We start from the raw sequence: 19,270 nt of genomic DNA, 5'->3' as shown, positions 1-19,270 counted from the left end.
CAACTAGCGACACGCAAGGCGCCTCAAGGCGCCTTGCGTGCGTAGCGGTAAGGTCCGGTTGCGGTAGGTTGAGCGATTCCCAACAGCTGTTCGACTGTTGCGACATGATGTCCGCAGTGGCCTACCGCAACAGCCAGGAAGCGCTCGATCGCATGGGCCAATGTCCCATCGATCTGACCTTGCTCGTCTTCAAATTCACTGGGATGCAAGTGCGCATCCAATAACGGACGTAGCGCTTCCAGCTTGACCCAGAACATACTGCCGGACGCGAACATGCTGTGTTCGTTTATTGCGTCCGTGCCTGTGCGGACAGCGAGGTAATCGAGTGCATCGGCATTGCCGCCGATAAAGTCGGTGACGGGTAACAAGTGCTGCGCGGGCGCCGCGAGGCCGAGCAGGGGGTCGTCGGCGAATCCGCGCATGATTGCATCGACGTGCTGCGGCGCGAGCAATGCGGAGAACATTTCGCGCCGCCACGTGTCCCCATCCTCGCGGTGGGTCGATTTTTTCGTGTGCAGCTTCAAAACCACCTGCTCGCCTTCGTCGAGCAATCGATTGGCAACCCGCAGGAAAGGAAGAATATCGCGCCCACGATTTTCGAAGCCTTCCACCTGCGCCTGGACGCCGCGCTGCTGCAGGCGCTGGCGAACCTGCTCGACCATCGTGATATCGGTAGTGATGACGAGCCGCAGCGACAGTCCGCAGTGAGCAATTGCCTCTAGCGCTTCGTCCAGTACGTCGAGGTACCAGGCGTGCAACACCACGCAGACATCGCGCTGATCAGAGCCGGTGGCGGCTCCTGCCGTGTGCAACAGCGCTTGCCGTGTCGCGTGCAGCCATGCGTACCCAAGGCGGGTATCGGGTTCGAGCACAGCGCCCTCGGCCCACTCGTTCCAGGCGTTGATGAACACCAAGCGATGCGCGGGCGGCGTATTCCTTAGACGATCCCGTACGGTACGCATCAGCCAATCGCGATAGCGGCGAGGTGATGCATGCAGATAAATGCGGCCCTTTCCCGAGCGCCGCGGCTCATTGTCCCAGCCAGGGTTTACGCCCGGGTACAAGGTGTACTCGCGCAGGGGGCGCTGTTCCATGTCGCGGGCAAGTTCTCGCCAGTCGAGTACGTCGCCATTGAATTCTGGATTGATCAAGCGCTGTCGGGCAGCCACCGAAGGCGGTGTGCTCATATTTGGCGGGAATTCGACAGCAGCATCGAATCCGATATCGCGCGGGTCGGGCCGTTCGAAACCCTGCACATACGCAAGGTGAATCTCGCCGATTCCGTGGTCGCGGCACCAGCTCCGCCAGCGATCGGCTGTCTGTGCGGGTTCAGGCATCAAATGTGGTCGATACACCAACAGCACCGGCCGCCCTTCGACGCGCAGGTACTTGGGATTTCGCATGTAAGTTGCGACATGCGCGATAAAGGCCAGGTCGTCATCCACATCATGCGCCTGATCGATCAGGATATCGTCGCCGCGGCCATCCCAGCGGCGTGCCCATTTTTCATTGGCCCAGCAAAGACAGAACGGCAGGGTGATCGTGTCATCCTGATGCCATTGGGTGATCGGCATTTCCAGCAAGGTCTTGCCGGCAAACCAATAGAAATAAAAACAGAAGGCGCGAAGGCCATACTCTTGCGCAAGGCGCGCCTGCTCGCGCATGACAAGGGGATTGCGAAGGTCGTAGAAGCCCAGATCCGCCGGGAGTCTGGGGTGCTGATGGCCTTCGAACTGGGGAAGCGCACGGCTGACATTGCGCCATTCGGTGAATCCCTTGCCCCACCATGCATCGTTTTCGGGGATCGGATGAAATTGCGGCAGATAAAACGCGATCAGCTGGGCGGGAAGCGTTTCGGGCAGCGTGGTCGCACTGTATGGGACATATCCAATCGCTGCTTCGTCGCTGCGGACTGTTGGCCGTCGCGAGCTGCCATGGCGCACCCGGCCGCGTGCCGGTTCCGGGACCCAGTCCGCATGTCGATCCAGAAACCAACCGCGCCAGCGGTCGCGCGTTGCGTCGCTCAGCGGTATCGCACGAAATCCTGCGCGCAACAGACCGAACACCGATGTGCGCAGGCGCGACTGCAGCGAGCGACCGGGCGCACTCACAGATTCTGGTAGTTCGGACCAGAACCACCCTCCGGCGTGACCCAGGTGATGATTTCGTACGGGTCCTTGATGTCGCAGGTCTTGCAGTGCACGCAGTTGGCCGCGTTGATCTGCAGACGCTTGCCGGAGGGGCTGGCGGTGCCTGCGACCATTTCGTAGACGTTGGCCGGGCAGAAACGGGTGCAGGGGTTGTCGTATTCGGTCACGCAGCGGGTGGCGCATACATCGGTGTCCAACACCTTCAGATGTACCGGCTGGTCTTCATCGTGCTCGGTGGCGGCGAAATATACGGCTTGCAGGCGATCGCGCGGGGCGAGGTCGCGGGTGACGTAGTCGCGCTTGGGCTGTTCGTACTCGCCGAGCTTGTGCAGCGCCGACCAGTCGGGTTTGTTCTTCAGCGTCCACGGCGAAGCGCCCTTGAGCGCGGTTTCCCAGGCCGCGTTGAGCAGGCCGAACCACAGGCCCTTCTTGAAACCGGGCTTGATGTTGCGGACTTGCTTCAGCTCGGCCATGACCTCGGAGGCGCGCAATTTGGCATCGAAGCCCTGTGGCGCCAGCTGCGATTGCACCAGGTGTTCGGCGGCCAGCATGCCGCTGCGGATCGCCTGGTGGGTGCCCTTGATCTTGGGTACGTTGAGCAGGCCAGCGGTGTCGCCGATGAGCAAGGCGCCGAGCATGTCCACTTTCGGCAGCGATTGCCAACCGCCGCTGACCAGTGCGCGGGCGCCGGCAGACAGAATGCTGCCACCTTCCAGCAGCGGCTTGATCATGGGGTGGTTCTTCCATTGCTGGAAGGCTTCCCACGGTTGGTAGGCCGGGTCGCTGTAGTCCAGCCCGCTCACATAACCGAGCGCGATCTGGTTGTTGTCCAGGTGATAGACGAAGCTGCCGCCGTAGGTGCGGTTGTCGGCTGGCCAGCCAATGGTGTGCACGATCTTGCCGGGCGTGACGCGGCCTTCGGGCACCTGCCACAGCTCCTTGATGCCGATCGAATAGCCTTGCGGGTCGCTGTCGGCGGTGAGGTCGAAGCGCTTGAGCAGCCGCTTGGTCAGGTGGCCACGCGCGCCTTCGGCCAGCACGGTGACCTTGGCGCGGATGTCGATGCCGGCGGTGTAGCCGGGCTTGTGCGTGCCGTCTTTTGCAATACCCATGTCGCCAATGCGCACGCCCACCACCTGGCCGCTGTCGTCGTGCAGCGTTTCGGCGGCGGCGAACCCTGGATAGATTTCCACGCCCAGCGCTTCGGCCTGCGGCGCCAGCCAGGCGCACATCGCGCCCAGGCTGACGATGAAGTTGCCATGGTTGCGCATGCCCGGCGGCACCACCGGGAACTTGCGTGCGCTGTCCTTGCCGAGGAACCAGAATTCGTCGTCGGTGGCCGCCACGCAGATCGGCGGCGGATTGTCGCGCCAGCCTGGCAGCAATGCATCCAGCGGGCCGGGCTCGATCACCGCACCGGACAGGATATGCGCGCCGATGGTGCTGGATTTTTCGATCACGCAGACGCTGATGTTCGGATCGAGCTGCTTGAGCCGGATCGCGAACGACAGCCCGGCCGGACCGGCACCGACGGTGACGACGTCGTATTCCATGACGTCGCGCTCGACCGCCTCTGACGCGTGTGCGCCCACTCCCGCTTCCGACATTGCTCCGCTCCCGTTGGCTCGATGGCTGTTGCGCATTTTCCGGGATTGCATGTGACGGCGGCAAATCGGGTCGATTCATCCGCGCCATGCGGGGCTGCGTGCTAGCGTTTCCGGAATGAAGATTCGGGTGGCATTGCCGGGGGCGGAGATCAACTGGTGGCGTGGTTGGCTGCCGCCCGCGCAGGCCGATGCGCTGATGCAGGCGCTGCTGGCGCAGGCGCACTGGGAGGTGCACCGCATCCGGATGTTCGGACGCATGGTGGATTCGCCGCGCCTGAGCAGCTGGATCGGCGATCCGGAGGCGAGCTATCGCTACTCGGGCACACGGTTCTCGCCACAGCCCTGGCTGGAGGTGCTGCAGCCCGTGCGCATGCGGCTGGAGGACGAAACCGGTCACCGGTTCAACAGCGTGCTGGTCAATCGCTACCGAAGTGGCAGCGATGCGATGGGCTGGCACAGCGACGACGAGCCTGAGCTGGGCGCGCAGCCATTGATTGCCTCGGTGAGCCTGGGTGCGACGCGGCGCTTTGCGTTCAAGCACCGCGACGATGCGGCCCTGAAGCAAATGCTGGAGCTCGGTCACGGCGACCTGTTGCTGATGGGCGGCGACACCCAGCGCCACTACAAACACGCTTTGCCGCGCACCGCCAAGCCGGTCGACGAGCGCATCAATCTGACCTTTCGTCAGATCGCAGTGCGCGTGTCCCAGCCATGAGCGGCTAGCAACTTGCAGCGCGCTCGCCTGGGCAGTGAGCCCGGTGGGCGTGTCGGCCGCAGCTTGCGTGGGCGCAACCAGCAATCCAGGTCAAACGATGAGTGGATCGAGTGCGCGGTTCCCTCACCGCTTGCGTAACACGCCGTGAACCCATCCATGCGGGCTCGATGGCGGTATCCATGCCGCCAACGGTCCCGCAAGCGGCAAGGACACCGCACCAGAAAGTGCATTGATGACGTGATTGAAGAGCGAGGACGCCCCGCCCAGACAGTCGACTGGCTGCTGTGTTGAAGAACGAGCAGACCGCGTCGAGAAGCCGCTAGCTGCTTCTTTGAAAGCTGTGCACACCGAACATCTCAACTGGTCCTTGCCCGCCTACCCTCGCCGAACCTTGGCGGCATGGATGCCGCCAGGAAGCATGCAGGGACGTACTTGCAGCGTGTCTTGCGATAGTGGGAGGGTAAGCGCCCTGCAGCCATGGCACAGATCAGCCGCTCTGCAGGAGACCGGCGTGACGTCGCCTGTCAGCCGCTTCAAGCCTGTCGCTTGCGCTTACAACGAACGCGGCACGTTCTGGCTGTCCTGTTGCCCGGTGGTCAGCGTCCAGCCGACCAGCTCGGTGGTGACCTGGGTCAGCGCCTGCTCGAAAGCCACCGCGACTGCGGCGGTATCGGTGCCGGTGGACGGGCGCGCGACCAGGAAGGTGCGCGAGGCGACCACGCGTTGGTCGGTCGAATGCAGCAATTTGGCGTTGAGCTCGATCGTGGCCGAGGGCAGCGACTGGCCGGCGTAATCGGATTCGAAGCGGCGCAGATCGATCGCCAGCTTGTAGTCCGAGCGGATGCCGGTGCCGATATGGGCCACCGCGGCGATCTTGCCGGAGTCTTCGAACGCGCGCACCACGCTGTCTTCCAGCATGTCGGTGGCTGGCTGTGCCCAGCCAGCGCCGTGGTAGACCTGCAGTTCGCCAGGGGTCGGGCGCACATTGATGCGCGGGCTGTCGATGACGCGTGCGGCGCTGGGCTTGGCCACCACCAGCTGCCAGGTCACCTGCGGCCAGGTGGGATTGGGCGTCACGCGCACCGTCGGGGCGTAGATGGTGGCAGGCTTCTTGTCGCCGCCGGTCAGCACCGAGCAGCCGCCCAGCGCCAGCAACGAGGCGCACAGCAGGGGACGCAACACACGCATGGCAGTCATTTCGGTTCGAACTCCTTGGGTGCGTCGCGGCCGAGCAGGTAGCGCGCAGGGTTGTTGTCCAGTTTGTCGCTGACCCGGCGCAGGTCACGGATCAGGCCGCGCAATTCGGTCAGTGTGGGGCCGAGCTGGCCCAGCCCATCGTTGGCAAAACTATTGATGGCCGCGCGGTTCTCGCCAAGGATGTTGTCGGCATTGCCGGCGGCCGAATCCAGCTTGACCAGGGTGGCATCGAGTTTTTCCAGGATGCCCGGCAGCTGCTGTACCAGGTTCTGGTCCAGCCGCTTGATGGTGCCGTTGGTGGTGGTCAGGGTGGTGTCCAGATTGCGCGCGGCGTCGCGCGCGCTGACGATCAGCGCCTGCATGCCTTCGTCGCGATCGGCGATGCCGCCGCTGATCTTCTCCAGGTTCTGCAGCGTGGCCGAAATGCTGGCCACATTCTTGTCCGAGAGCATCTGGTCCATGCGCTCGACGATGCGATTGGCGGTGTCGGTGATGTTCTGCAGCGCCGACGGGGTGGTCTGGATGATCGGCGCGTCGCTCTTGTCGATGCTGGTCAGCGCCGGCGCTTCGGGCGTGCCGCCGGAGAGCTGGATGATCGACGGGCCGGTCAGGCTGGTGATCGCCAGCTTGGCGCGGGTGTCGCTCTTGATCGGCGTGGTGGAGTTGACGCGCACATGCGCGACCACCTGCCGCGGGTCGTTCGGCGCCAGGGTCAGCTCGGTGATCGAGCCGACCGCGATGCCGTTGTACTGCACCGGGCTGCCGACCGACAGGCCGGTCACTGCCTCGCGGAACACCACCCGGTATTGCTGCCAGGTGCGGTCGGAGGAGTACTTGGCGGCCCATAGCCCGAACAGCAGCAGGGCCAGGCCGGCCACGATGGTGAAGGCGCCGATCAGGACGTAATTGGCTTTGGTTTCCATGCTCAGGCGGTCTCGGTGGAGTCGGTCTTGGCCGCGCGCGCGGCGCGGGCGCGCGGACCGTGAAAATAGTCCTGGATCCAGGGGTGATCGATCTGCTCGACCTCGGCCAGCGGCGCGTTGGCGATCACCTTGCGGTCGGCCAGTACCGCGATGCGGTCGCAGATGGCGTACAGCGTATCCAGGTCGTGGGTGATCAGGAACACGGTCAGGCCCAGGGCCTGCTGCAAGGTGCGGATCAGACGGTCGAAGGCGGCCGCACCGATCGGGTCCAGCCCGGCGGTGGGTTCGTCCAGGAACAGCAACGGTGGATCCAGCGCCAGCGCACGTGCCAGTCCGGCACGCTTGCGCATGCCGCCGGACAATTGCGAAGGCAGCTTGTCCAGCGCATCGGCCGGCAGGCCGGCGAGCTTGATCTTCAGCAGCGCCAGTTCGAAATACCAGCGCTCGGGAAACTCGCCATGGTGTTCCTTCAGCGGCACCTGCACGTTTTCGCCCACGGTCATCGACGAAAACAGCGCCCCGTCCTGAAACAGCACGCCGGTGTTCCGGGTGATGTGCTGGCGGTCGGCGAACCGGCCCGAGCGCGCGTCCGCGCCCAGCACCTGGATGCTGCCGGCATCGGGATCGCGCAGGCCCAGGATGCTGCGCATCAGCACCGACTTGCCGGTGCCCGAACCGCCAACCACGCCGAGGATTTCGCCGCGCCGCACATCCAGATCCAGGTCTTCGTGCACGGTCTGGCTACCGAAACGGTTGGTGAGCCCTCGCACGGAAATCGCCAGCTGTTCGTCGTCGGCCTCGGCCTGTGGGCCCGGATTGGGGAGTGGGGATTCGGGAGTGGTCACAGCACCTTCCTCTCCAATACCAGTGCAAGCGCCGCGCTGCGGCTTTGTACGAATCCCGAATCACGCATGTCCAATCCCGGCTTCATCACCACCCCATCTTCATGAACCACAACGCCGCGATCGCGTCGAGGATGATGACCAGGGAAATCGTCTGCACCACCGAGGACGTGGTGCGTTCGCCCACCGATTGCGCGGTGCCGCTGACCTTCAGCCCTTCCAGGCAGCCGATCAGGCCGATCACCAGCGCAAACAGCGGCGCCTTCGAGAGCCCGACCAGGAAATGCCGCAACTGGATGGTTTCGTGCATGCGCGCCAGATACATTTGCGGCGGAATATCCAGGTCGAACGCGCCCACGGTGACGCCACCGGCCAGGCCGGCGATCATCGCGATGAAGGTCAGCAGCGGCAGGGTGAAGATCAGCGCGAGCAGGCGCGGGATCACCAGCAGGTCGATCGGGTCCAGGCCCAGGGTGCGGATCGCGTCCACTTCCTCGCGCGATTTCATCGCGCCGATCTGCGCGGTGAAGGCGCTGGCGGTGCGGCCTGCCAACACAATTGCCGTCAGCAGCACCGCGAATTCGCGCAGGAAGGCGATGGACACCAGCTCCACCACGTAAATTTCCGCACCGAAGTCGCGCAGGATGGTCGAGCCCAGGAAGGCGATCACCGCGCCCACCAGATACGACAGCAGCACCACCAGCGGCACCGCGTCCAGGCCCACCTGCTCCATGTGATGCACGGTGGAGGTCAGCCGGAAGCGCCGCGGCTCGTGGATCAGCCGCATGATCTTGACCAGGTTTTCGCCCAGAAAACTGTTCAACTCCAGGATGTCCTGGCCGACGCGATGCGTGGCCCGGCCCAGGCGGTCGAGCGCGGCGACGAAGCCGTAATCGCGTTTGGGCTTGGGGCGCTCGTCGTTGAGTTCCTCGATGGTGCACACCAGTGCCTGGTGCTCATCGCGGAAATCGATCGCGTCTTCCTTCAGGCCCATGCGGCCGGCAAAGCGCAGCAGCTGCAGTACGCCGGCCGAATCCAGCTGCTGGATGCCGCGCGCGTCGATGCGGCGCACCCCGTCGGGTACGGCCTGCAGCAGTTCTGCCTGAGGCAGGGCGGTCGCCAGGACCCAACTGCCAGCGAGGCGGACCTGTGCCTGATCCTGCGAGTCTTGTTCGATGCGTGGAGGTTGCGGTTTGATCATGGGTGGCCTGTCCGTGGCGCCAGCATACAGGGCCAATGTGAGCGACGGATGGGGACGCAACCGCAGCGGTGTGCCGATGGCCGTCGATGAGGGCGCCGGCTACGCGCGCTGCGGCATACACTGGCGGCCTCGCCGGACACGGCGTTTCTCCGATCCGACCCGCCACGCATGTCCGCTGCCACCGTCGTCCTCCCGTCCGCCAGCGCCACCTACGCCCAGCGCGTCGCCTTCGTGTCCGAAATTGCCGGGCGCCTGCATTCCTATGGCACCACCGCGCAACGGCTGGAAGCAGCGGTGGTGGGGTTGTCGCAGAAGCTGGGCCTGGACTGCGAGCCCTGGTCCAACCCCACCGGCATCATCCTGAGCTTCAGCGACCCCACCAAGGCGATCGGTTCCAGCGACATCACCCGGGTGATTCGCCTGGCGCCGGGCGAAAACGATCTCTACAAGCTCAGCGTGGCCGATTATGTGGCCGACAGCGTGGCCAACGGCCGCATGAGCATCGCGCAAGGACATACCGCATTGCGCCGGCTGGACCGCGAGGTGGACCGGCGCGGCAAGACCCTGCAGGTGCTGGCGTTCGGGCTGGCCGCCGCCGGCGTGGCCGGGCTGTGGAAGCTGCCATGGCTGGATATCGCCACGGCCGGGGCGATCGGCATGTCGATCGGCCTGCTCACCCAGTACACCGACAAGCGCGCTGCCACCAAGGAAGCCGGCGAGGCGCTGGCCGGTCTGCTGGCGGGCGTGGTGGCCGCGCTGGTGGCCTCGCTGATCGGGCCGTTGAACCTCAACACGGTGATCATCGCCTCGCTGGTGGTGCTGCTGCCCGGCATGTCATTGACCAATGCGTTCAACGAGCTGGCCAGCCAGCACTGGGTCTCCGGCACCGCGCGTCTGGCCGGTGCGGTCACCACGGTGCTCAAGCTGACCGTAGGTGCGGTCATTGCGGTGACCCTGACCCAGCTGGTTGGCCTGCATCCCCAGGTGGCCGCGCTGCGGCCGCAGGCCGGCTGGGTGGAATGGGCCTCGCTGGTGGTGGCCGCTTATGCGTTCGCGGTGCTGTTCAAGGCCAATCGACGCGATTATTTATGGATCATGGCGGCGGCCATGTCAGGTTATGTCATCGCGCGTTATGCAGGACATGCCTGGGGTGGTCCGGCCGGGGTATTCGCTTCGGCAATGGCATTGACCGCTGCGGGCAATTTATTCGGGCGCGTGGTCCACAAGCCCGGTGCGCTGATCCGGTTGCCCGGCATCATCATGCTGGTTCCCGGGAGCGTCAGTTTGCGTGGCTTTTTGACCTTGGTGCAGCAACAGGATGTCAGCGTCGGACAAGCCGCACTCTTGGCGGTGACCAATATCGTGATGGCATTGATGGCCGGATTGCTGTTTGGCAATCTGCTCATTCCGGCCCGCAAGAATTTATAAGGGCAAACACCCCGCAATAAAAACGCCGGCATGGCCGGCGTTTTTATTGGTTTGAATCAGGCAGCCTTGGACTTCTTGGCGGCGCGCTTGGTGACGGCCTTGCGCGGCGAGGCCTTCTTGGCGGTTGCTTTTTTCGCACCGCCGACCTTGCTGATCAGGAAGTCTTCCACCTTCTTGCCGGCGGCGGTCAACTCGGCCAGCCAGCGCGGCTGCTTGCCACGGCCGGTCCAGGTTTCCTGGGCGTTGGCGGGGTTGCGATACTTCGGCGGCACCTTGCCCAGCTTGCGGCCGGCACGCGGACCCGGCTTGCCGGCACCCGCCGGACGGCCCGGACCGGCACTGGCAGAAGCGCCAAACAATTCTTCGATGGAATAACCCTGGGCTTTTGCAGCGCGGACCAGCTGCGTGCGGACCTTGGCGATCGGCGCGCGCTTGGCAACCACGGTCTGCTGCTTCTTTGCATTTTTGATCAGGGCGCTCAACTGCTTGGCCGACAGGCCACTAAGATCGATCGACATCACTGCTCCGGAAGATGAGAGAAAAAGAATGCCGGTCCATGGCAGCGGTGGCCATCATAAAGTGAGAAAACCGGTGTGACAAATGCGCCGAAATAATTCGGCGCTTTGTGTTCATCCATTTGAAGCCGATACCCGGGGTTTGATCAATGCGCCAGGCGGGAGAATAACGCTGCTTTATCCAGGCTTTCCGCTGCATCGGCGGTACGGGCGCGATATTCAAATGTGCCAGCCGCCAATCCACGTTCCGAGACCACCACCCGATGCGGAATGCCCAGCAGTTCCATATCGGCGAACATGGCGCCCGGGCGCAGTCCGCGATCGTCCAGGGCGGCATCCAGGCCGGCGGCAAGCAATTGGTCCAGCAAGGCCTGGGCGGCGGCGAGCACCTGTGGGTCCTGCTTGGGATTGATCACGCAGACCACCACCTGCCACGGCGCCATTGGCGCGGGCCAGATGATGCCGGCATCGTCGTGGTTCTGTTCGATCGCCGCGGCCACGATGCGCGAAATGCCGATACCGTAGCAGCCCATCTTCATCACCGCCGCCTTGCCGCCTTCGTCGATGACAGTGGCTTGCAGCGCCTGCGCGTACTGGCTGCCAAGCTGGAACACATGGCCCACCTCGATGCCGCGAGCCAGGCGCAGTTCGCCGCCGTCTGCCGCGCGTTCGCCTTCGACCACGTTGCGCACATCGGCCACGGTCTCCGGTTCGGGCAGGTCGCGGCCCCAGTTGACGCCGACCAGGTGGGCGCCGGACACATTCGCGCCGACCACGAAATCGGCCAGTGCGGCGACATCGCGGTCGGCCACCACGCGCACCGGACGCGCGGTGTTGACCGGGCCCAGGAAGCCCGGCTCGCAGCCGAGGTGTTCGCGGATTTCGCTTTCGTTGGCCAGGCGGTAATCGGCCAGCCCGGGCACCTTGGCCAGCTTGATCTCGTTGACCGCGTGGTCGCCACGCACCAGTACCAGCACGAAGCCGGCCTGGGTCATCACCGCCACCGACTTGACCGTGCGCTGCAGCGCGATGCCGAGCAACTGGGCCACGTCTTCGCAGGTCTTCTGGGTGGGCGTTGCCACCTGCTGCATTGCTTCGCTGGCCGCGGCGCGCGGGGCCGGCGGTGCCGCACTGGCGGTTTCCACGTTGGCGGCGTAATCGGAGCCGGTGGAGAACGCCAGCGAGTCCTCGCCGGAGTCGGCGATGACGTGGAATTCCTGCGATGCATCGCCGCCGATGGCGCCGGAATCGGCCTGCACGGCGCGGAAATCCAGTCCCAGGCGGGTGAAGATACGCGTATAGGCGGCGCGCATGTTGTCGTATTCGCGCGCCATGTCCTCGTCAGTGAGATGGAACGAATACGCGTCCTTCATCAGGAACTCGCGCGCACGCATCACGCCGAAGCGCGGGCGGATCTCATCGCGGAATTTGGTCTGGATCTGATAGAAATTCAGCGGCAGCTGCTTGTAGCTGTTGATTTCCTGGCGCGCGAATTCGGCCGCGGCCTCTTCGGCGGTGGGGCTGTAGCAGAACTCCTGTTCCTTGCGGTCCTTGATCTTGAGCAGCTGCCCGCCGAACTTCTCCCAACGCCCGGTAGCGTCCCACAGCTCGCGCGGCTGGATGGTGGGAAACAGCACTTCCACTGCGCCGGCGCGGTTCATCTCTTCGCGCACGATGGCTTCGACCTTGCGCAACACGCGCAGGCCCAGCGGCGACCAGGTGTACAGCCCGGAGGCCAGCTTGCGGATCATGCCCGCGCGCAGCATCAGACGGTGGCTGACCAACTCGGCGTCGGCCGGGGTTTCCTTGGTGGTGTGCAGGTGGAACTGGGAAAGACGCATCGGGCTTCGCTTGGGCGGAAAGCCGCTAGTTTGCCAGTCTCGCGCCCTGCCGGTCATCGCCAGGCGCGCGTTGCCGGTTGTCGCTGGCAGGGCAGGCCCCTGCGGGGCGGCTCGAGTGGCTGGCTTGCCGGCGCACGTGCGCCGTAGACCGCGCAGTCGTCCGCACGTATCCATCACCGGTGCCGGGCGCTCATGCGGCCCCGGGGGCGCGCTTTCTACCACCTACGCATGTGTTGCCATCAGGTCGGGCGCGCTGGCTCTGCAGGTGGTCGCGGCACCAGGCGTTGAACCCCAGCCCTGCGGCGGGACGGCAACTCCCGTCCCCCTGGGAGCTTTTCCCGGCTCAGGTGGCCGGGCCGCCTGGGGCTGCCGGCTTGCAATAGGCCTTGACGGCGGCGTCGGCCAGGTTCCTCTGGGTCGCACGGGCTTCCTGGTCCAGGACGGCGCCAGGCTTGCCATCGGTGCCGGCCGCCATGGAGACCTCGCCCTTGCCGCTGAGCAGTTCCAGATTGCGGCGCGCGGTGAGGCAGTCGGCCGATTCGGGCGCGGCCGTCTCTGCTGCAGCGATGGCGGCGGTGCCGCTGCGCGCATCGATTCGGCGCGCTTCATAGCGCTGGCCGGTCGGTGGCGGGGTTTCGGTGTAGTGGGTCACGCCCTTGGCGTCCTTCCACTTATAAAGATCGGTCGCGCCGGCGGCGGCGCTGACCAGCATCAACAGGGCGCAAAGCCCGGACGACAGCTGCATGTGGCTTCCCCTGGATGATTCCCGCCGCGATTGCAGCATCCGCAGCGGGCGCTGGCAAGTGATGGGCGCGCAGGGCGCTGAACCAGCCAGCGCGCTACCGCCGGACAGACCTCAGGCCCTACACTTGGCGGATGGATGAGATGAGACCGCCCCCGCGCTCGCGCACGATTTACCTGCTGCCGAACCTGTTCACCACCGCCGGGCTGTTTTCCGGTTTCTACGCCATCATCGCCGCCGCCAATGGACAGTTCGTCCAGGCCGCCATGGCGGTGTTCGTGGCTGCGGTGATGGACGGGCTGGATGGCAGGGTGGCGCGTCTGACCAATACCAGCAGCGAATTCGGTGTGCAGTACGACTCGCTGGCCGATCTGGTCAGCTTCGGCATGGCGCCCGCGCTGGTGATGTACCACTGGTCGCTGTCGGCACTGAAGTACGACAGTAGCGTGATGGGCCGGGTCGGTTGGTCGGCTGCCTTCCTGTATGCGGCCTGCGCGGCGCTGCGGCTGGCGCGCTTCAACACCCAGGTCGGCGTGGTCGACAAACGCTGGTTCATCGGCCTGGCCAGCCCGGCGGCGGCTGGTCTGATGATGTCCTTCGTTTGGGCCTTCGCCGACGACAGCCTGGGCTTCGATGGCGAGCAGCTTCGCTATGTGGCGCTGGCGGTCACGGTGGTGGCGGCGTTGCTGATGGTCAGCCGGATCCGGTTCTGGAGCTTCAAGGGCGGCGCGCGCGGCCCGCGTGCCGACCGCGTGCCGTTCCTGGCGCTGGCGATCGCCACGGTGGTGATTGCGCTGTTGGTGATCGATCTGGCGCGCTCGTTGCTGGTGATCGGGGTTCTGTACGCCTTGTCGGGTCCGTTGATGTGGTTGTGGCGACGCTGGCGGCGCGTGCCCGAGCTGCCATGAGCCGGTTTTTGTGAGCGAGGCGATGAGCGAGCCGATGTGGTCCGATCTGCAGGTGTCGTATCTGCAGGCGTTGGGGCACACCGTGTATCTGGACCGCGCTGCGGTCGACGCATTGCCGGCGCCTGTCGAGGTTGCCGAGCGCGCACCCACGGCCGCACCGACGCGTATGGAGCGTGCGCCGTACCCTGCAACGGCCAATGCGCCCGTTGCGCGGCGGAATGCACCGGCGGCACCGGCCCAAGCGCCCCGCGCGCCCAGCACTGCGCCAGCGTCGGCGCCGCAACGGCGCAGCCGTGTCGGCATGCCGGATCGCCTGCAGATGGCCTTGCTGCGCGCGTCCGGCTGCAATCCGGGCGATCCTGCGACCCAGGCCTTGATGGCCTCCTGGCCGCTGGCGGAACTGCGTGGCAATGCGGCCGCCAAGCGTGCGCTGTGGCCGCAGCTGCGCGCGCTGCGTCGGCGCCGGGACCCGGCGTGAGCGCATTGAACGCGCCGCAACCCACCTCGCTGCGTGCCATGCGCGAGAGCGACCTGGATGCGGTGATGGAGATCGAGCTGCGCGCCTATCCATTTCCGTGGACGCGCAACATCTTTCGCGACTGCCTGCAGGCCGGGTACCCCGGCTGGGTGATGGAGCAGGGCGGCCGTGTCATCGGCTATGGCGTGATCAGTATCGCCGCCGACGAGGCGCACGTGCTCAACGTCTGCATCGCACCGGAGGCGCAATCGCAAGGACACGGTCGCGTGTTGCTGCGCGCGCTGATCAAGGGCGCCTGCGATCGCGGTGCGCGGCGCGCGTTCCTGGAAGTGCGCCCGTCCAATCCATCGGCGATCGCGCTGTACCACTCCGAAGGCTTCAACGAAATCGGCCGGCGCCCGCGCTATTACCCATCCCACACCGGGCGCGAAGACGCGTTGGTGATGGCGATCGAATTGTTCTTCGAAGGGTTTTCCTGAGCGCACGCACTCGTCGTTGAGGATGCGGCTGGTTGGCGTCGCTGCGGTGCGCGGTTGCTGCGCTGGATGCCGGCGCTGATGGTTTTTCGATTCGATGCTTGCGCTGAGCGGTTGCATGACGCACCTGCGCATGGCGCGTGCGGCATCACGCTTGCCCAACGGGCTGGTCTTGCGCACTACCACCGGCTTGATGAGGTCCGCAGCGACACGGTAGCCCAATTGATTAAGGGCAGCGCTGACCCATGCGTATCAAAACGCGTGGGGTCAACACAATGCTGCGCCTGTGCAATCGATCCCAACGTGGTCATGTGGAATGCCGGCAACACTGCGGCGATGGGTTTGCGCTTCGCGCAGGGCGTTGGCAGATACGTCCGTCTGCGAGGTGGCGAATGTTTCGCCATGGGCCGATAAGCGCTTTTTTCGTTGCGGTTTATGTCCAATGCCGCAGCGCGGCAATGGCTTGCAACGACGAGCGCGCCGAAAAATACAGGTATTTGCACGGTGGCGCGCTTTCTCGCGTGGCACCCCGCATGGCGTGACACCCAATCTTGCTGCGTTGCAGTGTCCTTGCGCTGTCTCCGTGTGTCCTGATCGCAGCGTTTTGTCTCTTCTTTTGTGTCTCGCAAGCGTTTGCGTGATTACGCATGCATATCCGAAAAACTTCTAGATACAAGCGGTTGCAATGCTCCTAGTATCGGCTCCGCGGAATGGGATATTCCACATCTGAATAATACGTTCCGAGTCTGCTGGACCAGGGGTGCGCCGCTGCGTGGCGCATCGAACCCATCTGAGGGAGAGATCAAGATGAAGCCGAAATTTTCGACGGCGGCCGCCGCGTCGCTGTTCGTTGGGTCGTTGCTGCTCACCGGCGTTGCCTATGCCGATGCGGCGTTGGAGGTTGCAACCACGGGCTGGGCAACCCAGAACGGCGGCACCAAGGGCGGCTCCAAAGCGGCTGCCGCCAATATCTACACCGTCAAGAATGCCGCCGAGTTGAAAGCTGCATTGAGCGCAAGCGTCGGTAGCAATGGACGCATCATCAAGGTCAGCGGCATCATCGATATCAGCGAAGGCAAGCCGTACACCAAAACCTCGGACATGAAGTCACGTGCGCGCCTGGATATTCCGACCAAGACCACCTTGATAGGCATCACCAGCAACGCGGAAATCCGCGAAGGCTACATGTACGTCAAGGCCAACGACGTCATCATCCGCAACCTCACCATTGAAAATCCATGGGACCCGGAACCGGTCTGGGACCCGGATGACGGCAGCGCCGGCAACTGGAATGCGGAGTACGACGGCCTGACCGTGGAAGGCGCCAGCAACGTGTGGGTGGACCATGTCACCTTCACCGATGGCCGCAGGACCGACGATCAGAACGGCACCGCAAATGGCCGTCCGAAGCAGCACCACGATGGCGCGATGGACATTAAGAAAGGCGCCAATTTCGTCACCGTCTCGTACTCGGCCTTCAAGTCGCACGAGAAGAACAACCTGATCGGCTCCAGCGACAGCGCGTCCAGTACCGACAGCGGCAAGCTCAAGGTCACCATTCACAACACCCTGTTCGAAAACATTTCCGCGCGCGCTCCGCGTGTGCGCTTCGGTCAGGTGCATCTGTACAACAACTACCACGTCGGCAGCACCAGCAATAAGGTCTATCCGTTCTCTTACGCGCATGGCGTGGGCAAGGAGTCGAAGATCTTCTCCGAGCGCAACGTGTTCGAGATCAGCGGTGTCAGCAGCTGCGACAAGATTGCCGCCGACTATGGTGGCAGCGTGTATCGCGATCAGGGTTCCCTGCTCAACGGCAAGGCGCTGTCGTGCTCGTGGAATACCAACATTGGCTGGACCCCGCCCTATACCTACAACCTGCTCTCGGCCGACAAGGTCGCTGCAGACGTCAAGGCCAAGGCAGGCGCCGGTAAGCTCTAACCGCCACTGGTTGCAGGGCTGCAAAGTCAGCGCCGCACGTCGTTGCACAACGCCCGCAGTGATGCGGGCGTTGTGCGTTCCGCGTGGCGATGTGGGGTCTCACGGAAGTAGCGGCGTTGCAACGGGCAGTGGAGAGCTGCTTGCAGCACCCTTACCTATCCAAGCCTATCCATGATCGCTGGACACGCTGCAGGTACATCCTTGCCCGTCCCTGCGCGGCGTCCATGCTGCGTCAGGTGCCGTACGCAATGACGGCGCTACGCACTCGCCAAGGCCCTGCAACCGTGCAGGGCGCCTGGCGTCGCTCAATCCTGCGCGGTGTTATTGGCTGCCTGGCCCGGGGTACAGACCGGCTTCAAGCGCTTGTCCACCAGCTTGCCCATGAGCCGGTCGCTGAGCGGCAGCATGTCGCCGTTGAGGCGCCAGTCGTAGATCACGCTGAAGGCCAACACGCGCGCGACATAGTCGCGGGTTTCCTTGTAGCTGATGGTTTCGATCCAGAAGTCCGGCTCGAAATTCGGCCGCTGCGACTGCCAGCGCCCGGTGGGGCCTGGACCTGCGTTGTAGGCGGCAATGGTGAGGTAGGGCAGTCCGTAGGTGTTGAGCAACTGGCGCAGATACGCCGTGCCGATGGCGATGTTGGTGTCCGGCTCATAGAGGCTGGTGGCACCCGCATAGCCGGGCAGGGCGATCCCCTTGGCGACGGCCGCGCCAGTGCCAGGCAACACCTGCATCAGGCCCATTGCTTTGGCCGGCGAGCGCGCGCGCGGATTGAAGATGCTTTCGGCACGAATTTCCGCAGCCACCCAGGCTGGGTCGATCGCATTCTTGGCGGCCTCGCGACGAATGCTGTCGTCGTGGTGCAGCGGAAAACGCAACGCATAGAGCCGTTGCTCGTCCGGCTGCTTGCCGAGCGCGAACACCGCACGGTCGAACCAGCCGTTGTCGCCGGCAACTTCCACTGCCAGACGGCGCTGGGTGTCGTCGAAGCGGGTGGCGGCATCGTTCCATTCGGCCACGGCCCAACCGGGGCGGTCGATCTGAAATAACGCGATTGCGCGGACCAGGGCCGGGTCGCGCGCAACAGCGGCCTTCGCCTGCGCGCTGTCGTTGGGCTCCCAGGGGCACAGCCGGTAAGGCTGCTGCAGGCGGTCGGCGGCCAGGAATCCGTGGAAGGTCGGCGATTGCGCGGCGGCGCGATACAGCGGCTGGGCCGCCGCAGCAGCGCCGGTCTTTTCGGCCAGGCGGGCTTCGAAGTACTGCCAACGTGAGTCGCTGCGCTGGCTCGCCGGCATCTTGCGAATCGCGGCCAATGCCGCCGGCCAATCGCCGCGCGACATCGCCTCACGTGCACGCCATTCGTGCAGGCGTTCGTCGTAGGACGCCTCCGGTACGGCATTGAGCCGACGCGCCGAGTCCGGCAGGTACGAGGCGACGGTCCACAATGCGATCTGGTACAGCACCTGCCCACGCTGCGCCTGGCTGAAGCCGAGCGCACTGGCAAGTTGCGGTAGCTGCTGCTCGGCAGCGTCGGGATCGCTCTTGGCCAACTTGGCCAGCCCGTCCACCGCGATGCGGCGGCTGCGCTCGGTCTTGGGCCAACCTAGTGCACGTGGGTGGACCTTGTCGAGAAATGCAGCGTAATCGGTGGCCAGGGCCAGATCGGCGGCGGGTAGCCCGCGTGCGGCCGTACGCATGATTGCAGGCTGTTGTGCATCGGCAGCAGCTTCCACACGTTCCCAGCGCAGCGCCGGTGTGAGTTCACCGCGCGATTCCAGCCCGGCAACCACTGCATCGCAAGCATCGGGCAGCGCCTTGCCGTTGCGCCACAGCGTCAGCGCATCGCGGCTCCATTGGGCATCGGCCTTGCCAGTGGCCAGGCGCGCGGTCAGTTGCGCGCAGCGCAGGCCGACGTTGTCGGTGGACTTCCAGTTGGCCAGCAGCGTGTTCCAGTCCTGCCGCCGCGCCACTGCCGGCAACCACGTGCTGCGGAAGCTTTCAGCCACGGGCTGGCCGGCGTAACGCTGCAAGAATGCTTGCGCCTGCGCGTTGGAGACAGTGTCGATATTGCGCTTGAGCGCGGCAAATTCCAGCCATCCATACAGTGGATGGCGGCTCAGCGCAGCGAGCTGACCGGCATCGGTCTGGCCGCGCTCTGCGGCCGCGATGGCATCGCGCATGGCAGTCAACTGCGGGTCGAGGGTTTGCGCGTGCAATGCGGTGCTGCCAAGGCACAGCAGGCCGATGAAAACAGTGGCAAGGCGGGGGGCATAAGTCATGCGGTGATGATACCCAAGCACGCCTGA

At 64.7% G+C, this 19,270-nt stretch carries 16 protein-coding genes; 6 read left to right on the top strand and 10 right to left on the bottom strand.

The genetic code is table 11. The features are described from left to right. Window positions 1-23: 23 nt before the first annotated feature. Window positions 24-2,111 carry a glycoside hydrolase family 99-like domain-containing protein gene (locus tag J7396_RS17195; protein WP_008576964.1) on the bottom strand — a complete coding sequence of 696 codons (2,088 nt, stop codon included), beginning with the start codon at window positions 2,109-2,111 and terminating at the stop codon, window positions 24-26. Continuing rightward, window positions 2,108-3,757 (bottom strand): electron transfer flavoprotein-ubiquinone oxidoreductase, encoded by a 1,650-nt coding sequence (locus J7396_RS17190; RefSeq protein ID WP_209261796.1) that lies wholly within the window; start codon window positions 3,755-3,757, stop codon window positions 2,108-2,110. Before J7396_RS17190 ends, J7396_RS17195 begins: the two co-directional genes overlap by 4 nt. Window positions 3,758-3,872: 115 nt before the next feature. Between J7396_RS17190 and J7396_RS17185 the strand changes: the two genes are divergently transcribed. Further along, window positions 3,873-4,472, top strand: coding sequence for an alpha-ketoglutarate-dependent dioxygenase AlkB (locus tag J7396_RS17185; RefSeq protein ID WP_008576968.1), 600 nt, complete (start codon window positions 3,873-3,875; stop codon window positions 4,470-4,472). A gap of 552 nt (window positions 4,473-5,024) precedes the next feature. Here the strand turns inward: J7396_RS17185 and J7396_RS17180 are convergent. From J7396_RS17180 to J7396_RS17165, 4 genes are all read right to left on the bottom strand, one after another. Continuing rightward, window positions 5,025-5,669, bottom strand: coding sequence for an ABC-type transport auxiliary lipoprotein family protein (locus J7396_RS17180; RefSeq protein ID WP_209261795.1), 645 nt, complete (start codon window positions 5,667-5,669; stop codon window positions 5,025-5,027). After that, a complete protein-coding gene (locus tag J7396_RS17175; protein ID WP_008576973.1) occupies window positions 5,666-6,592 on the bottom strand; it encodes an MlaD family protein in 927 nt (308 codons plus the stop codon). Before J7396_RS17175 ends, J7396_RS17180 begins: the two co-directional genes overlap by 4 nt. Window positions 6,593-6,594: 2 nt before the next feature. Beyond that, window positions 6,595-7,437 carry an ABC transporter ATP-binding protein gene (locus J7396_RS17170; protein WP_008576976.1) on the bottom strand — a complete coding sequence of 281 codons (843 nt, stop codon included), beginning with the start codon at window positions 7,435-7,437 and terminating at the stop codon, window positions 6,595-6,597. 85 nt (window positions 7,438-7,522) lie between these two features. Then, the gene (locus tag J7396_RS17165) at window positions 7,523-8,635 is read right to left on the bottom strand and encodes an ABC transporter permease (protein WP_008576978.1); all 1,113 of its coding nucleotides are present in this window, start codon (window positions 8,633-8,635) and stop codon (window positions 7,523-7,525) included. Between the two features lie 168 nt (window positions 8,636-8,803). Between J7396_RS17165 and J7396_RS17160 the strand changes: the two genes are divergently transcribed. Further along, window positions 8,804-10,063: a threonine/serine exporter family protein gene (locus tag J7396_RS17160; protein WP_008576981.1), complete on the top strand. Its 1,260-nt coding sequence runs from the start codon at window positions 8,804-8,806 to the stop codon at window positions 10,061-10,063. A gap of 56 nt (window positions 10,064-10,119) precedes the next feature. Here J7396_RS17160 and J7396_RS17155 read toward each other — a convergent pair whose 3' ends face one another. The 3 genes from J7396_RS17155 to J7396_RS17145 form a co-directional block, all read right to left on the bottom strand. Further along, window positions 10,120-10,581: an H-NS family nucleoid-associated regulatory protein gene (locus tag J7396_RS17155; protein ID WP_014091070.1), complete on the bottom strand. Its 462-nt coding sequence runs from the start codon at window positions 10,579-10,581 to the stop codon at window positions 10,120-10,122. A gap of 143 nt (window positions 10,582-10,724) precedes the next feature. Beyond that, window positions 10,725-12,419: a proline--tRNA ligase gene (locus J7396_RS17150; protein ID WP_008576984.1), complete on the bottom strand. Its 1,695-nt coding sequence runs from the start codon at window positions 12,417-12,419 to the stop codon at window positions 10,725-10,727. Window positions 12,420-12,762: 343 nt separating this feature from the next. Further along, window positions 12,763-13,164 (bottom strand): DUF4124 domain-containing protein, encoded by a 402-nt coding sequence (locus J7396_RS17145; RefSeq protein ID WP_209261794.1) that lies wholly within the window; start codon window positions 13,162-13,164, stop codon window positions 12,763-12,765. A 131-nt stretch (window positions 13,165-13,295) separates the two neighbouring features. Here J7396_RS17145 and pssA point away from each other — a divergent pair, with 131 nt between their 5' ends. The 4 genes from pssA (at window position 13,296) to J7396_RS17125 (ending at window position 16,964) form a co-directional block, all read left to right on the top strand. Next, window positions 13,296-14,069 (top strand): CDP-diacylglycerol--serine O-phosphatidyltransferase, encoded by a 774-nt coding sequence (pssA, locus tag J7396_RS17140; protein ID WP_008576987.1) that lies wholly within the window; start codon window positions 13,296-13,298, stop codon window positions 14,067-14,069. Between the two features lie 22 nt (window positions 14,070-14,091). After that, entirely contained in the window at window positions 14,092-14,547 is a 456-nt protein-coding gene (locus tag J7396_RS17135) for an alanine acetyltransferase (RefSeq protein ID WP_014091069.1), read from the top strand. After that, window positions 14,544-15,026, top strand: a complete 483-nt coding sequence (rimI, locus tag J7396_RS17130; RefSeq protein ID WP_007964194.1) for a ribosomal protein S18-alanine N-acetyltransferase — start codon at window positions 14,544-14,546, stop codon at window positions 15,024-15,026. The genes J7396_RS17135 and rimI overlap by 4 nt, the downstream gene beginning before the upstream one ends. Window positions 15,027-15,830: 804 nt before the next feature. Then, window positions 15,831-16,964, top strand: a complete 1,134-nt coding sequence (locus tag J7396_RS17125; RefSeq protein ID WP_008576993.1) for a pectate lyase — start codon at window positions 15,831-15,833, stop codon at window positions 16,962-16,964. Window positions 16,965-17,269: 305 nt separating this feature from the next. Here J7396_RS17125 and J7396_RS17120 read toward each other — a convergent pair whose 3' ends face one another. Further along, complete coding sequence (locus tag J7396_RS17120; protein WP_209261793.1) at window positions 17,270-19,243, bottom strand: transglycosylase SLT domain-containing protein; 1,974 nt, start codon at window positions 19,241-19,243, stop codon at window positions 17,270-17,272. Window positions 19,244-19,270 lie beyond the last annotated feature (27 nt).

The organism is Xanthomonas sp. A1809 (genome assembly GCF_017746015.1).
Taxonomy (GTDB): Bacteria; Pseudomonadota; Gammaproteobacteria; order Xanthomonadales; family Xanthomonadaceae; genus Xanthomonas; species Xanthomonas euvesicatoria.
Note: the sequence above shows the minus strand (reverse complement) of the source record. Positions and strands in the feature narration are given on the sequence as shown.

Bases quoted from the DNA above. Each gene is read 5' to 3' on its own strand.
- J7396_RS17190 (WP_209261796.1), bottom strand. From the start codon at position 3,757: ATGTCGGAAGCGGGAGTGGGCGCACACGCGTCAGAGGCGGTCGAGCGC.
- J7396_RS17185 (WP_008576968.1), top strand. From the start codon at position 3,873: ATGAAGATTCGGGTGGCATTGCCGGGGGCGGAGATCAACTGGTGGCGT.
- J7396_RS17180 (WP_209261795.1), bottom strand. From the start codon at position 5,669: ATGACTGCCATGCGTGTGTTGCGTCCCCTGCTGTGCGCCTCGTTGCTG.
- J7396_RS17175 (WP_008576973.1), bottom strand. From the start codon at position 6,592: ATGGAAACCAAAGCCAATTACGTCCTGATCGGCGCCTTCACCATCGTG.
- J7396_RS17165 (WP_008576978.1), bottom strand. From the start codon at position 8,635: ATGATCAAACCGCAACCTCCACGCATCGAACAAGACTCGCAGGATCAG.
- J7396_RS17160 (WP_008576981.1), top strand. From the start codon at position 8,804: ATGTCCGCTGCCACCGTCGTCCTCCCGTCCGCCAGCGCCACCTACGCC.
- J7396_RS17155 (WP_014091070.1), bottom strand. From the start codon at position 10,581: ATGTCGATCGATCTTAGTGGCCTGTCGGCCAAGCAGTTGAGCGCCCTG.
- J7396_RS17150 (WP_008576984.1), bottom strand. From the start codon at position 12,419: ATGCGTCTTTCCCAGTTCCACCTGCACACCACCAAGGAAACCCCGGCC.
- J7396_RS17145 (WP_209261794.1), bottom strand. From the start codon at position 13,164: ATGCAGCTGTCGTCCGGGCTTTGCGCCCTGTTGATGCTGGTCAGCGCC.
- pssA (WP_008576987.1), top strand. From the start codon at position 13,296: ATGGATGAGATGAGACCGCCCCCGCGCTCGCGCACGATTTACCTGCTG.
- J7396_RS17135 (WP_014091069.1), top strand. From the start codon at position 14,092: ATGAGCGAGCCGATGTGGTCCGATCTGCAGGTGTCGTATCTGCAGGCG.
- J7396_RS17125 (WP_008576993.1), top strand. From the start codon at position 15,831: ATGAAGCCGAAATTTTCGACGGCGGCCGCCGCGTCGCTGTTCGTTGGG.
- J7396_RS17120 (WP_209261793.1), bottom strand. From the start codon at position 19,243: ATGACTTATGCCCCCCGCCTTGCCACTGTTTTCATCGGCCTGCTGTGC.